The following is a 13188-nucleotide window of genomic DNA, read 5'->3' as shown; positions in this document are numbered from 1 at the left end:
ACCTCAGGCGCCGAGCAGGCGGTCGGCGATCTCCTCGATGCGGGCGCGCAGGCCGTCCTGGCTCTTGCCGCCGTCGAGGCGCTCGCCGTCGATCACGTACGTCGGGGTGCCGGTCACGCCGATCGCCTTGCCCTCGGCCTGGTCCGCGTCGACGATCAGGATGTGCCGCCCGTCGATCAGGGCGGTGTCGAACTCCTCGACGTCCAGACCCAGTTCGCGCGCCACGTCCAGCAGCACCGGCTCGCCGCGCTCGGCCAGCTCGGCGGTGCGCGCCAGGACGGCCTCCGCGTAGGGCCAGCCCTGCCCCTGCTCGGCGGCCTCCTCGGCGGCCTGCGCCGCGGCGAAGGAGTGCTTGTGCTTCTCCAGGGGGAAGTGGCGCAGCCGGATGTCCAGCCGGTCGCCGTAGCGGGCCCGCAGGGCGCGCACGTCGTCCAGGGCGCGGTGGCAGTCCGGGCACTGGAGCTCGCACCAGACGTCGAGGATCACGGAATCGGTCATACGGACAGTCTCCCAGCCCCCGCCGGGCCCACCGACCGGGACCCAGGGAGGAGGCGCGACCCGGAGATGTCCCGGAGATCCGTCCGGGGGCGGCTGCGGGCCTGGCCCCCGCGGCGACGGGCGGTGCAGGATGGATAGGGACAGATCGCCTTGCCGCCGACAGCCCGGAGGACCGCATGCTTGCCGAGACCATTTGCTCTGCGGTGTCCGCGGCGGGCCTGGGCATCGCCGCGCTGACCGCCTACCGCAAGCGCTTCCTGGCCGCCGCGCGGATCACCGCGTACGCGCTGGTGCCCATCGGCCTCGTCCTGACCGGTGTCGTGGAGTGGGTGTCCGGGATGGTCTTCAACCCGTCCGTCTGGGCCGGCTTCGGGCTGCTGGCGCTGGCCTGGCTGCTCCTCTTCACCACCCGGGCGATCGAGCGCCGCCGCCTCGGCGCGTCCGGGGAGCCCGCGAAGAAGAAGGTCAAGGGGAGCCGGGCCCCGGAGGCCGTGGCCCCGGCCGCCTCCGCGCCGTCCCTCGGCGCCGCCGGAGCCGGTGCGCAGCGCGAGCCCGCGCCGAGCCGCAAGCCGGCCGCCGCCCCCGCCGACGACTTCTCCGACATCGAGGCCATCCTCAAGAAGCACGGCATCTGACTCCGGGGCTTCCGGAGGGCACCCCTGGAACGGGTCGCAGGGCGCCCCGTACACGAGATCGGGCGAACTGCCGCGCGGTTGTTGGCGTGTTGAGGCGCGGACGGCCGTCCACTGCGTCATCATCGCCCCGACATGCTCGAGACATCGCAGAGTGAGCCCTCGGTGCCCGTGCCGGTACCCGCCCCCGTCGTGGAGGAGCCGCGAGGCTGCCTCTTCGCGCTCTCCCAGCCGCCCCTGATGATCTTCCTAGCGGTGATCGGCATCCTGCTGCTGCTCGCCGCCGTGCACGACCTCTTCATGCTCTGACAGCCCCGCGTCGGCCTCCTTGCGCCGGGCCCGGTACGCCGCCACGTGCAGCCGGTTCCCGCAGGTCCGGCTGTCGCAGTAGCGCCGGGAGCGGTTGCGGGACAGGTCCACGAAGGCGCGCCGGCAGTCCGGTGCCTCGCAGCGGCGCAGCCGCTCCTGTTCGCCGGAGACCACGATGAAGGCCAGGGCCATGCCGCCGTCGGCCGCCAGGTGGTCGCCCACCGACGCGCCCGGCGCGAAGTAGTGGACGTGCCAGTCGTAGCCGTCGTGGTCGGTCAGCTGCGGGGTGGTGCCCGCGGTGGCCACGAGCTCGTTGATCAGCGCGGCCGCCGCACGCGGGTTCGGTGCTCCGAAGACCTGGGCGAATTTGCCGCGCACGGTCCGGACGCCGGCCAGGTCGCGGGCGCCGAGCTCGCCGACGTCACTGATCGCGTACTCCTGGACGAAGCCGCGCAGCGAGCCGACGTCCGAGAGTCCGTCGGGCTGGTCCGCCTCGGCCACGGTGTTCACCAGCGCGACGACGACGTCGAGCGCGCGACGGGTGTCGTGGGGGATCTGCACGGGGTCTCCCTAGGGGCCGGGCCTGCGGCGACGGGAGGCGCCGCCGCTGCCGCCCGACTCTAGCGGGTACCCCGACGCACACCGGCGCCGTTCTCGCGGGTGGATTCCGCGGGAACAGCGCCGGCACTGCCGTATGTGGTTGTCCGACCCGCACCGTCGCCCCGAGTCGGACGGTGTCGAGCGGCTGTAGGCCTGGCTCAGCTTTCGGCCAGGATGTGGGAGAGCTCCTTGTCGAGGTCGAAGTGCCGGTGCTCGGTCCCGGGTGGAACCGCGGCGTCCGTCCGCTTGAGGAACGACTCGAGTGCTCGGGCGGGTGCTTCGAGCAGCGCTTCTCCCTCCGGTGAGCTCAGGGCGATGCAGGCGACGCCCTGACCGTGGCTGCGGGACGGCCAGACGCGGACGTCGCCGGTACCGGTGGGCCGGTGGAGACCCTCCGCGAGGAGGTCGCGGGCGAATACCCATTCGACCGTCTCCTCGGCGCCGGTGTGGAAGGTGGCGTGCACGGCGTAGGGGTCGGCCGTGTCATACCGCAGGCCCGCGGGAACAGGCAGTGAGGACTCGCTCGACACAACGAGGCGCAGGTGCAGCTCGCAGCTGACCGTGGTGTTCATAAGCGCCAGGGCCTTTCGCTCAGTGTGCGCTCGGGGATTCGCACGTCGGCGAAATCGACATGCCACCTACGGTGCCGTTGTAAACCCCTCTGACCGTTTTGCGGACCTCTGGGTCCCTCGGACGGCGGATCCAAACGGTCATTCACGTGTGCTTCCGGCTCCGGTAGATTCGACCCCATGAATACGGGGAGTGACCGCGGAACGAACGAGTCCGCCGCCGACGAATCCGCCGTGCGCGCCACGGGAGCCGCCGAGGGCACGGGAGCCGCCGAGGGTGCGGAAGCCGCCGAGGGTGCGGAAGCCGCGGCCGAGGCGCCGCACGTGTCGAAGGCGCCCGCCTTCATCAAGGCCAGCAAGGGCCTGCACCTCAGCTGGCAGGTCGGCGTCTTCGTCGTCGGCCTCGCCGTGATCGCCGCCGGTGTGGCCATGCTCATCCTGCCCGGCCCCGGCTGGGTCGCGATCTTCGCGGGCCTGGCGATCTGGGCGACCGAGTTCGCCTGGGCCCACCTCGTGCTGCGCTGGACCAAGCGCAAGGTCACCGAAGCGGCGCAGAAGGCGCTCGACCCGAAGGTCCGCCGCCGCAACATCATCCTGACCAGCGTGGGCCTCGTCATCGCGGGCGTGCTGATCGGCTTCTACCTGTGGAAGTACGGGCTCGTCCTGCCCTGGAACCTCAAGGACCAGTGATGGTCATGGAGCACCGCTGACATGCGGTAATGTTTGCGGTGCGTCCGGGCGATTAGCTCAGTGGGAGAGCACTTCGTTCACACCGAAGGGGTCACTGGTTCGAACCCAGTATCGCCCACCCGGACCAGAGGCCCGGAGACTTTCACAGTCTCCGGGCCTCTGGCGTTACCGCAGCCGTCCGATCGCGTCCCGCAGCCGACGGGCGTCGCGCAGCCGCTTCTCGTACGTCGCCCCCACCGCCAGCAGCAGCAGGCCCGCCAGGGCCGGCGGCACCCAGCGCGGCAGCGCCCCCGCGACCTGCACGGCGGGTTCTAATGATCCACGCAACACCCTGGAGTTCAGGGAGTTGCGGGGATCGTGGATTTCGAGGTGCTGAAGGCGAGGTTCTTCGAGGCGCTGGACAGGGAGAACGGCAGCATCACTGCTGCGGCTCGTGCAGTCGGAGTGAACCGCAACACGGCGTTCGGGTGGGCACGCCGGGCCGGAGTCCGTGGTCGCGGCAAGCCTCGCAGGCCCGGCCACCCCGGTCGGGCGGAGTACGAGCGGCTGCGTGCTGCGGGAGTCCGGCGCCGTGATGCCGCCGCGCAGGCCGGCGTCCATGAGCGCACCGCTGAGGACTGGGACCGCGGTATCCGGCAGATCGGCCACTCGCGCCTGCATCCTGACGGGCGCCGCATCGACTACAAGACCGGTGTGACCACCATCGCCGCCACCTCTTCAAGGTCGTCCCTCGCAACGGTCGAGGCCGAACTGCACCCCAGGTTTCTCACGGTGACCGAGCGAGAGCTGATCGCTGATCTGCACCGTGAAGGCCGGTCGCTGCGCGCGATCGGACGGGCACTGGGCCGACCGGCGTCCACGATCAAGCGCGAGATCGACGCCCGGTCGGTCGATGGCGTCTACCGGCCGCACCGGGCCCAGCGGGCATGGGCGAGGAGCCGGTCGCGCCCCAAGGACTCCAAGCTCGCCCAGGACAGCCCGCTCCGCCGGTTCGTCGCGGAAAAGCTGCAGGAACAGTGGTCACCCGAGCAGATCTGCCACGCTCTGGTCATCGAGTTCCCCGACGACGAGAGCATGCGCGTGAGCCCGGAAACGATCTACCAGGCGGTCTACGTCCAGGCCCGTGGCGGACTGCGCCGCGAAGTCGCGGCCGCGCTGCGCACCGGGCGCACTCGCCGCAAGCCGCACCGCAGCCCGGACCAGCGCACGCGCCGGTTCGTCGACGAGATGGTGATGATCTCCGAGCGTCCTGCCGAGGTCGAGGACCGGGCAGTGCCCGGTCACTGGGAGGGCGATCTGATCGTCGGCCCCCGCAGCGAGAGCGCGATCGTCACCCTGGTCGAGCGCTCCACCCGCTACGTCATGCTGGGGCATCTGCCCGGCGGGCATACGGCCGAGGAGGTCCGCGACGTGCTGGTGCCCTTGATCCAGACCCTGCCCGGGCACCTGCGCGGCTCGCTGACCTGGGACCAGGGCTGCGAGATGGCCGCGCACAAGCAGTTCACCGTGGCCACAGGCGTGCCGGTCTACTTCTGCGACCCGCACTCACCCTGGCAGCGCGGATCGAACGAGAACACCAACGGCCTGCTACGGCAGTACTTCCCCAAGAGCACCGACCTGTCCGTGCACAGCCCCGAAGACCTCGAACACGTCGCCCAGCAACTCAACGGCCGGCCCCGCAAAACGCTCGGCTGGAAAACCCCAGCCGAGCGCCTGCGTGATCTACTGACGAGCACGTAGACCGTCAGGTGTTGCGAGGACCCCAAGAATCCGCCCACCACGTACGGGGCCAGCTCGTGCACCGCCACCACCGCCAGCACCGCGCCGCCCAGCAGCAGCGGGGCCTGCAGCCGGCGCTGGGCGCCGATCAGGGTCAGGGCCAGCGCGGCCAGCCCCAGCAGCAGCGGGCGCACCCAGTTCCGGTCGTCCAGGGCCACCAGCAGGCTCGGCAGCAGCGTCGCCGCCAGCCCCGGGCCGTACGCCGTCCAGGACGAGGCCTGCGGGTCCTTGCGGCGCCGCAGGAAGCCCACCACGAGGGCCGCCGCCGTCACCGGCAGCGTGTAGGCCTCCGGCGTCGTGACCCCGGCGTCGGCCAGCCGCACCCAGGTGGCCGCCGCGAACAGCGCCCCCGCCGCCCAGCCCACCGCGCGCCGCTCCGGGCGCACCGCGGCGCCCGCACAGACCACCCCGGCCAGCGCCAGGACCAGCGCCAGCGTCCCGGCCCGCCCGGCCGACAGGGCCACCGCAAGGGCACCGGCCACGGCCGCCGCGATCTCCACGGGCACCCGCACGCCGCCCAGCCGCGGCCCGGCAGCCGCCGCCAGCGCCGGGACCGCGAGCACCGGCAGCGCCCACCAGACCACCGCCAGGTCCGTCACCGCGGCCGCCGCCACCAGCACCGCCGTGGCGTATCCGACGGCGCACACCGCCGCCGCGGCGCGGACCCGGCGCGGAGCGGGCCCGTACGCCGCCCCCGCCGCGCAGGCCGTGCCCAGCAGCCCCCACACCGCGAAGGTGGCCACGCGGCCGTCCAGCGCGCCCACGGACACGTTCGCGGCGCCGGCCAGCGCGCACACGGCCGCCGCGATCCCGGCGCCCCGCGCGGGGGAGCGCAGGGCGAACGCCCCGGCCGCGCCCGTGACCGCCAGCTGGGCGGCGAACACCGCCGCCGCCGGGAACCCGAGCAGCACCGGAGCCGTGAACAGCCCCGCCCAGGCCAGGACCACCGCCACCACCCCGGGCTCCGGCCGCGCCAGCACCCGGGACAGCCACCAGGCCGCCCCCGCCGCCGTCAGCAGGATCACCACACCCGCCGCACCCGGCGCGTACGGAGCCGGGGCCGGAGTGGTCACCGCCCACACCTCCTCCAGCACCCGCAGCCGGGCCAGCAGCGTCGGAACCACCGCGGCACCGGCCGACAGAGCCACCAGGGCGGTCACCGCCACCCCCGCCCGCACCAGGCCCCGCCGTACCGCCGCCGGGAGCGCGCAGACGCGTACCGCCGCCAGCAGCGGCAGCGCCACCAGCAGGTGTGCCAGTGCCACCCACGCGCCGTCCCGGACCGAATCCGTCAGGGCCGGCCGGGCCAGCCCGCCCAGCGCCACCACCGCCGCCAGACCGGCCGCCAGCGCGGCGCCCCAGGCGCGCGGCTCCCGCCAGGCCGCCGCCGTGCCCAGGGCCGCGCCCGCCAGCAGCAGCGCCGCCGGAGCCAGCGCCTGCGCCACCGAGCCCGCCGACCACGACTCGGCCACCCCGATCAGCAGCGCCGCCGCCGCGAGCACGGCCGCCGGGGCCGCCGCCGCCCGCGCCCGCAGGGCGAGCGCCGCGTCCAGCACCGCCGTCGCCAGCAGCGCCCAGCCGAGCTCCAGCGGGCCCGCCTGCGCGGCCAGCGCCGCCAGCGGCAGCGGGAACTGCGCCGCCAGCACCGCCGCCGGCAGCGGGAGCCGCAGCTTACGCAGGGCCGAGCCGTACCCGGCCCACACCGCCGCCAGCACCGCGGCCGCACCCGCCGCGTACCCGGTGCCGTCGGCGTCCGGCATGCCGACCGCGTACAGCGCGTACGCGTCCAGCACCGTCAGCAGCAGCCCCACCGCGGCGACCGACTCCGCCGTCGACCGCAGCCCCCGGCGCAGCAGCGGCACGGGCGCGGCCAGCGCCGCCGCCGTCACCGCGGCCAGTACCGCCGAGCGCCCGGCGATCCCCATGGACCCCCAGCTGACCAGCGTGAACGCCAGCGCGGCCACGGCCAGCAGGACGGCGCCCAGGGTGAGCAGCACGTTCTGCGCGCTCGGGGCCGAGGTCTCCTTCGGCGGCCCGGCGGGCACGGCGGCTCCCCAGCTGGCGGGGGCGGTGGCGGGTCCGGGCTGCTGGAGGATGCGCAGCAGCCAGTCCCGGCGGGTCAGCAAGTGGAGCCGCCGGGCATCGAGTTGCACCAGCTCACGGTCGATGAGCGCCAGCTCTTCGGCCGGCGGCAGAGGGGTGTTCATACCGGGAGTGTGGCGCCGGTCACGCCGTCAGGACATGGGCGGACGTACTCAGATCCGCTCTGAGTACGCAACGGGAGGCAAGCGGTTTGAACCAGCCCCGGGGCTTCTGTATTGTTCGGTGCGTTCCCGGGCGATTAGCTCAGCGGGAGAGCACTTCGTTCACACCGAAGGGGTCACTGGTTCGATCCCAGTATCGCCCACCGGGACAGGCCGGTCCGTCGCAAGACGGACCGGCCTTCCGCATGTACGGGGCCGTGCGCCCTAGGCCGCCGTCGACAGGTCCGGCCGCAGCGGCCAGTGCGGATCCACCGGCTCCGGCGTCCCCTGCCGCGCGAACCACGCCTGCAGGCCCCGCGCCTGCGCCGCGTGCCAGACCGCCTGCAGCGTGTGCAGCTCCGCCGGCGACAGCCGCTCCAGCCGGGCCGCGAACCGGCGCCCCACCGCCCGTACGAGCTCCAGCGAGGCCATCGCGTCCGCCGCCGCGTCGTGCGCGCCCTCCAGCTCGATCCCGTAGTGCGCACACAGGTCCGTCAGCGTCCGCCGCCCCTTGCGGTACCGGTCCAGGTGCTTGTCCAGCACCCGCGGATCCAGCACCGTCAGCGGCCGGTTGTCCAGGTAGCGGGCCAGCGACGAGGCCCGGTGCCGGCGCAACTCCCGGTCCAGCAGCGTCAGATCGAACGGCGCGTTCATCACCACCACCGGCCGGCCGGCCACCTGCTGCTCCCCGAGCGCACGGGCTATCTCCTCCACCACGGGCGCCGGCCAGCGCCCGTGACGCTGCAGGTGCTCGTCAGTCAGCCCGTGCACTTCCGTCGCCCCCGGGGGCACCGGAACGCCGGGATTGACCAGCCAGCGCGTGGTGCGGACCCGGCCTCCCGCACACTCCTGCACGATGAGCGCGGCGGACACGATCCGGTCCTGCTCGACGTCCACCCCGGTGGTCTCCGTGTCGAATGCGGCCAGCGGGCCCTCGTACCAGCGTGTCATGGCGAACTCCTCGTCCCCGGTCGGCAGATGGGGCGCACCTGGATCACGCCACCTTCGCCCGCATCGGTGATACCCGGGCTGTTTGCCCCGTACGCCGTTTGCGGGGACCCGGGTGCGGAGACAACATCCATGGGGGGCCGTACACATGACCGGTCGTCACCCCACCCACCACCGACGGCAGAGCCCGGAAGGCATGGGGAGCCGGCCATGGCGCTCGCGCAGCCCGAACCGGGCGGGGTGCTGGCGGGGCAGATCGATCCGCGGACCGGAACACCGGACGACGCGCGGACCGGACCGCTGCGCGGCACACTCGCCACCACCGCCTGTATGGAAACCCTTCAGGTGGGATACCTGCACGCCGTCGCCGCCGCGGCCGGCTGCTCGCTCTCCCAGCCCTTTCCGGACAACGGCATCGACTGGCACGTCAGCCACGGCGCCCCCGAGCACGTCGTCGACGACGAGGTCACCATCAAGGTGCAGTTGAAGGCGACCTACCAGATACCGCCCCGGCCGGCCGGGCCCACCTTCGCCTTCACCCTCGACAACGAGCACTTGGTGAAACTGGCCCGCACCCCGGTCGCCGTGCACAAGATCCTCGTCGTGATGATCGTCCCGCGGGAGCGCGACCAGTGGCTCGCCGCCGGGCACGACCGCCTAGACCTGCGGCACTGCTGCTACTGGACCAATCTCGCCGGACACCCGGTGACCGGCCGCCGCCGGACCACCGTACGAATCCCGACCACGCGGATCTTCGACGACCGGGCGCTGTGCGAGATCATGACCCGGGTCGGGTCGGGAGGGACACCCTGATGCACTGGCACTCGCCGAACCTGGAGCCGCTGCCGTCCCCGGACTACGGCGGATTCACGGACTCCGCGCAGCCCGCCGCCCCCGATCCCGCGCAGGTCGATCCGGCCGTGCTCGGCGCGCTGCTGCACCGCCACGGCTGGCTGCGCCGGGGCGGGGCCGCCGGCCGGTACGGGCGCTGGACCCCGCCCGCCACGCACTCGACGGCCCGCGCCGCCACCAGCGTGCTCGTCCCCGAGAGCCGCACCTTCCCCGACTGCGCCGACCTGCTCGAAGAGGCCATCACCGCCCTCTCGCGCAGCGGCCTGCCCTCCGCGCGGGAGGTGCTCTACGGGCTGAGCGTGCCCAGCGACGAGATCCACTGGGACCGGGAGATCCCGCAAGGGGCGTACGGGCTCCAGGGCGAGGCCGCGTGGACGGTGCAGGAACAGCTGCGCTCGGCCGCCCGGCAGCTCCTCCTCGCCGGGGCCCTGGCCGAACGGGCCCGTGCCGGGTACTACGGGGCCCGGCACCGGGCCAAGGCCGAACGGGCCCTGGACGGGGTTCTGGTGGGCCCGCACCCGGGCGGCCGGCACCTGACCGCGTACGTACCGGTGGACGGCGGCCGGGGCATCGTGGCCCGGCTCCACCACGCCCTGCACGCGGCCCGCGAAGCCGTGGACTACCAGCGGGCCACCGGCGGCATGGAGGCCTTCGACGCCGCGGTGCGGGCCGGGGTCAGCCGGGAGCTCGCCGAGGCACTGATCGCGCTGGTCCGGGGCTCGGAGGGGGCCCGGATCGCGCTCGCCTGGGCGCCGGCGGCGGGGGTTCCGGCGGGCTGCGCGGCCCGGCCCGAGCCGGTGGAGTTCTCGCCGGGCGACCTGCCGGTGCTGCGGGAGGCGGCGGCGCGGTACACCCGGGACGAACCGGCCGTCCAGGTCCGCATCGCGGGGGCGGTGGTCCGGATGCGGCGCTCGGCCCCGGGGGGCGGGGGCACGGTCCGGCTGCGGGTCCTCGCCGGGGCGGAGGTCCCGTACATACGCGTCGCGCTGGACGAGGAGGCGTACCGGGTGGCGGGGCACGCGCACCTGGTGGGCCTGCCGATCCGCGTCGGCGGGCGGTTGCAGCGGCGGGGCGGCTTCCGTCGCCTGACGGATGCGACGGACGTGACGCCGGTGCCGTTGGACGAGGTCGAGCGGGACCGGCTGATGAAGTCGCTGGACGACGCGTTCGATCCGGCGGATGTGCTCGCGGCGGATGAGTAGGGCGCGGCGCCGCTGCCGGGGCTCCGCCCCGGACCGCGCGCCTCAAACGCCGGCGGGGCCGGATTCGTGCGGCGGGGAGGGTCGGGTGGTGGCGAGGCTGAACGAGGCCATGATCAGGTCCGGGGCCGGGGAGAAGTCGGGGCCGCGGGTGAAGCCCAGGCGTGCGTAGAGGGAGACCGCGGGGGTGTTGGCGGCGCCCGTGGTGACCGTCACGGGGCGGCCGGGGAAGAGGTCGGTCAGGGCGTGGCGGAGCAGCAGGGAGGCGATGCCCCGGCGGAACCAGGCCGGGGCCACGCAGAGACGGTCGATGGAGATGCCGCCGTCGGCGTCCTCCCAGGCGAGGAAGCCGGCGAGCTCCCCGGCGTCCGAGACGGCGCCGACCCAGTCCAATTCCTGCGCGCGCATCTGCGCGAGGCTCTCGCTCAGCGCCGGGATGCCGTCGAAGCCGATCAGCTCCGCCTCCACCGCGTACGCCGCCCGTCCGATCCGGTGCGTGGCCCTCGCGGTGGCGTCGTCGGTCAGGTCCAGCGGGCGTATCTGCGGGCTCGGCATACGAGCCAGGCTACCGACTACCAGCCTCGCCGGCGTTTGAGGCGTGGGGTCCCCCGGACGGAGTCCGGGGGAGGGGCTGGGGCGGAGCCCCGGCAGCGGCGCCGCACCCTCGGCACCGGGGCGGGGCTTCGGGTGGGGCAGGGGGCAGGGGGCAGGGGGCAGGGGGCCGTGACCGCGGGCTCGGGAGACGTGTCCGGCGGGACCGCCGAGTAACCGTTTAGCGGCGCAGCCACTCCGCTCGGTACGATTCAGGCGCGCAGTGTTCGCTCGCGCACCCCCAGAGTTCAGGAGAGACCGGTGTCAGACGTCCGTGTGATCATCCAACGCGATTCCGAGCGGGACGAGCGCGTGGTGGCCACGGGCACTACGGCGGCGGAGCTCTTCGCCGGCGAGCGCACCATCGTCGCCGCGCGTGTCGCAGGCGAGCTCAGGGACCTCGCGTGCGAGGTGAAGGACGGCGAGACCGTCGAGCCGGTGGAGATCTCCTCCGAGGACGGCCTCAACATCCTGCGCCACTCGACCGCGCACGTCATGGCGCAGGCCGTGCAGGAGCTCTTCCCCGAGGCCAAGCTGGGCATCGGCCCGCCGGTCCAGAACGGCTTCTACTACGACTTCGACGTGGCCCGGCCCTTCACCCCGGAGGACCTGAAGGCCGTCGAGAAGAAGATGCAGGAGATCCAGAAGCGCGGCCAGCGCTTCTCCCGCCGCGTCGTCACCGACGAGGCGGCCCGCGAGGAGCTCGCCGGCGAGCCGTACAAGCTGGAGCTCATCGGCATCAAGGGTTCCGCGTCCACCGACGACGGCGCGAACGTCGAGGTGGGCGGCGGCGAGCTGACCATCTATGACAATCTGGACGCGAAGACCGGCGAGCTGTGCTGGAAGGACCTCTGCCGAGGCCCCCACCTGCCCACCACCCGCAACATCCCGGCCTTCAAGCTCATGCGCAACGCCGCCGCCTACTGGCGCGGCAGCGAGAAGAACCCGATGCTCCAGCGCATCTACGGCACCGCGTGGCCGTCGAAGGAGGAGCTGAAGGCCCACCTCGACTTCCTCGCCGAGGCCGAGAAGCGCGACCACCGCAAGCTCGGCAACGAGCTGGACCTCTTCTCCATCCCGGACGAGATCGGCTCCGGCCTCGCCGTCTTCCACCCGCGCGGCGGCATCATCCGCCGGACCATGGAGGACTACTCGCGCCGCCGGCACGAGGAGGAGGGCTACGAGTTCGTCTACTCCCCGCACGCCACCAAGGGCGCGCTCTTCGAGAAGAGCGGTCACCTGGACTGGTACGCGGAGGGCATGTACCCCCCCATGCAGCTCGACGGTGGTACCGACTACTACCTCAAGCCCATGAACTGCCCGATGCACAACCTGATCTTCGACGCGCGCGGCCGCTCCTACCGCGAACTGCCGCTGCGCCTGTTCGAGTTCGGCACCGTGTACCGGTACGAGAAGTCGGGCGTCGTGCACGGCCTGACCCGCGCCCGGGGCTTCACCCAGGACGACGCGCACATCTACTGCACCCGTGAGCAGATGGCGGAGGAGCTCGACCGCACCCTCACCTTCGTGCTGAACCTGCTCCGCGACTACGGTCTGACCGACTTCTACCTGGAGCTGTCCACCAAGGACCCGGAGAAGTTCGTCGGCTCGGACGAGGTCTGGGAGGAGGCGACCGCCGTCCTCCAGCAGGTCGCCGAGAAGCAGGGCCTGCCCCTCACCCCCGACCCGGGCGGCGCGGCCTTCTACGGCCCGAAGATCTCCGTGCAGGCGCGCGACGCCATCGGCCGTACCTGGCAGATGTCGACCGTGCAGCTGGACTTCAACCTGCCGGAGCGCTTCAACCTGGAGTACACCGCCCCGGACGGCTCCCGCCAGCGCCCGGTCATGATCCACCGCGCGCTGTTCGGCTCGATCGAGCGGTTCTTCGCCGTGCTGCTGGAGCACTACGCGGGCGCCATGCCGCCGTGGCTGGCCCCGGTCCAGGCCGTCGGCATCCCGATCGGCGACGGGCACGTCGAGTACCTGCAGGAGTTCGCCGCGGCGGCGAAGAAGCAGGGTCTGCGGGTCGAGGTGGACGCCTCCTCCGACCGCATGCAGAAGAAGATCCGCAACCACCAGAAGCTCAAGGTCCCCTTCATGATCATCGTCGGTGACGAGGACATGGCGGCGGGCACGGTCTCCTTCCGCTACCGCGACGGTTCGCAGGAGAACGGCATCGCCAAGGACGAGGCGCTGGCCAAGCTGGCCAAGGTCGTCGCGGACCGCGTCCAGGTCTGATCCGCACCCGCGGCATCCGTACCCGCGCAGCACCGAGGAA

Annotated in this window: 13 protein-coding genes, 2 tRNA genes and 1 pseudogene; 9 read left to right on the top strand and 7 right to left on the bottom strand. The window is 73.0% G+C overall.

The genetic code is table 11. The annotated features are described in order from the left end of the window. Positions 1-3: 3 nt before the first annotated feature. On the bottom strand, positions 4-498 hold the full coding sequence (locus OG332_RS08915) for a DsbA family protein (RefSeq protein ID WP_327412942.1): 495 nt from the start codon (positions 496-498) through the stop codon (positions 4-6). 176 nt (positions 499-674) lie between these two features. Between OG332_RS08915 and OG332_RS08910 the strand changes: the two genes are divergently transcribed. Together OG332_RS08910 and OG332_RS08905 are read left to right on the top strand one after the other, a co-directional pair. Continuing rightward, positions 675-1133, top strand: coding sequence for a hypothetical protein (locus tag OG332_RS08910; protein WP_327412941.1), 459 nt, complete (start codon positions 675-677; stop codon positions 1131-1133). A 132-nt stretch (positions 1134-1265) separates the two neighbouring features. Further along, positions 1266-1439, top strand: coding sequence for a hypothetical protein (locus OG332_RS08905; protein ID WP_327412940.1), 174 nt, complete (start codon positions 1266-1268; stop codon positions 1437-1439). Here OG332_RS08905 and OG332_RS08900 read toward each other — a convergent pair. Continuing rightward, a complete protein-coding gene (locus tag OG332_RS08900; RefSeq protein ID WP_327412939.1) occupies positions 1380-2000 on the bottom strand; it encodes a CGNR zinc finger domain-containing protein in 621 nt (206 codons plus the stop codon). The genes OG332_RS08905 and OG332_RS08900 overlap by 60 nt on opposite strands. Before the next feature lie 197 nt (positions 2001-2197). Beyond that, positions 2198-2611 carry an SsgA family sporulation/cell division regulator gene (locus tag OG332_RS08895; protein WP_327412938.1) on the bottom strand — a complete coding sequence of 138 codons (414 nt, stop codon included), beginning with the start codon at positions 2609-2611 and terminating at the stop codon, positions 2198-2200. A gap of 177 nt (positions 2612-2788) precedes the next feature. Between OG332_RS08895 and OG332_RS08890 the strand changes: the two genes are divergently transcribed. Both OG332_RS08890 and OG332_RS08885 read left to right on the top strand, forming a co-directional pair. Continuing rightward, positions 2789-3298, top strand: a complete 510-nt coding sequence (locus tag OG332_RS08890) for a TIGR02611 family protein (protein WP_327412937.1) — start codon at positions 2789-2791, stop codon at positions 3296-3298. A 46-nt stretch (positions 3299-3344) separates the two neighbouring features. Then, positions 3345-3416, top strand: a tRNA-Val gene (locus tag OG332_RS08885). Between the two features lie 47 nt (positions 3417-3463). Here the strand turns inward: OG332_RS08885 and OG332_RS08880 are convergent. Further along, complete coding sequence (locus tag OG332_RS08880) at positions 3464-3601, bottom strand: SCO7613 C-terminal domain-containing membrane protein (protein ID WP_327412936.1); 138 nt, start codon at positions 3599-3601, stop codon at positions 3464-3466. 243 nt (positions 3602-3844) lie between these two features. Here OG332_RS08880 and OG332_RS08875 point away from each other — a divergent pair, with 243 nt between their 5' ends. Continuing rightward, the gene (locus OG332_RS08875) at positions 3845-5038 is read left to right on the top strand and encodes an IS30 family transposase (protein WP_327419148.1); all 1194 of its coding nucleotides are present in this window, start codon (positions 3845-3847) and stop codon (positions 5036-5038) included. Positions 5039-5073: 35 nt separating this feature from the next. Here the strand turns inward: OG332_RS08875 and OG332_RS47820 are convergent. Continuing rightward, positions 5074-7284 (bottom strand): annotated as a pseudogene (locus tag OG332_RS47820) (SCO7613 C-terminal domain-containing membrane protein); the annotation flags it as partial. Positions 7285-7412: 128 nt separating this feature from the next. Between OG332_RS47820 and OG332_RS08870 the strand changes: the two are divergent. After that, positions 7413-7484, top strand: a tRNA-Val gene (locus OG332_RS08870). Between the two features lie 61 nt (positions 7485-7545). Here the strand turns inward: OG332_RS08870 and OG332_RS08865 are convergent. Then, a complete protein-coding gene (locus tag OG332_RS08865; RefSeq protein WP_327412935.1) occupies positions 7546-8271 on the bottom strand; it encodes a 3'-5' exonuclease in 726 nt (241 codons plus the stop codon). A 207-nt stretch (positions 8272-8478) separates the two neighbouring features. On the opposite strand from OG332_RS08865, the gene OG332_RS08860 reads away from it, so the two are divergent. Next, complete coding sequence (locus OG332_RS08860; protein WP_327412934.1) at positions 8479-9081, top strand: DUF4365 domain-containing protein; 603 nt, start codon at positions 8479-8481, stop codon at positions 9079-9081. Then, entirely contained in the window at positions 9081-10322 is a 1242-nt protein-coding gene (locus OG332_RS08855; RefSeq protein WP_327412933.1) for a hypothetical protein, read from the top strand. The genes OG332_RS08860 and OG332_RS08855 overlap by 1 nt, the downstream gene beginning before the upstream one ends. 42 nt (positions 10323-10364) lie before the next feature. Here the strand turns inward: OG332_RS08855 and OG332_RS08850 are convergent, their stop codons facing one another. Then, entirely contained in the window at positions 10365-10874 is a 510-nt protein-coding gene (locus tag OG332_RS08850; RefSeq protein WP_327412932.1) for a GNAT family N-acetyltransferase, read from the bottom strand. A 297-nt stretch (positions 10875-11171) separates the two neighbouring features. Here OG332_RS08850 and thrS point away from each other — a divergent pair, with 297 nt between their 5' ends. Then, on the top strand, positions 11172-13148 hold the full coding sequence (thrS, locus tag OG332_RS08845; RefSeq protein WP_327412931.1) for a threonine--tRNA ligase: 1977 nt from the start codon (positions 11172-11174) through the stop codon (positions 13146-13148). Positions 13149-13188 lie beyond the last annotated feature (40 nt).

The sequence above is a fragment of the Streptomyces sp. NBC_01233 genome (assembly GCF_035989305.1).
In the GTDB taxonomy this organism is placed as follows: Bacteria; Actinomycetota; Actinomycetes; order Streptomycetales; family Streptomycetaceae; genus Streptomyces.
Note: the sequence above shows the minus strand (reverse complement) of the source record. Positions and strands in the feature narration are given on the sequence as shown.

Excerpts from the sequence above, each read along its gene's own strand:
- OG332_RS08905 (WP_327412940.1), top strand. The coding sequence starts at position 1,266 with ATGCTCGAGACATCGCAGAGTGAGCCCTCGGTGCCCGTGCCGGTACCC.
- OG332_RS08895 (WP_327412938.1), bottom strand. The coding sequence starts at position 2,611 with ATGAACACCACGGTCAGCTGCGAGCTGCACCTGCGCCTCGTTGTGTCG.
- OG332_RS08910 (WP_327412941.1), top strand. The coding sequence starts at position 675 with ATGCTTGCCGAGACCATTTGCTCTGCGGTGTCCGCGGCGGGCCTGGGC.
- OG332_RS08855 (WP_327412933.1), top strand. The coding sequence starts at position 9,081 with ATGCACTGGCACTCGCCGAACCTGGAGCCGCTGCCGTCCCCGGACTAC.
- OG332_RS08850 (WP_327412932.1), bottom strand. The coding sequence starts at position 10,874 with ATGCCGAGCCCGCAGATACGCCCGCTGGACCTGACCGACGACGCCACC.
- OG332_RS08860 (WP_327412934.1), top strand. The coding sequence starts at position 8,479 with ATGGCGCTCGCGCAGCCCGAACCGGGCGGGGTGCTGGCGGGGCAGATC.
- OG332_RS08865 (WP_327412935.1), bottom strand. The coding sequence starts at position 8,271 with ATGACACGCTGGTACGAGGGCCCGCTGGCCGCATTCGACACGGAGACC.
- OG332_RS08915 (WP_327412942.1), bottom strand. The coding sequence starts at position 498 with ATGACCGATTCCGTGATCCTCGACGTCTGGTGCGAGCTCCAGTGCCCG.
- OG332_RS08890 (WP_327412937.1), top strand. The coding sequence starts at position 2,789 with ATGAATACGGGGAGTGACCGCGGAACGAACGAGTCCGCCGCCGACGAA.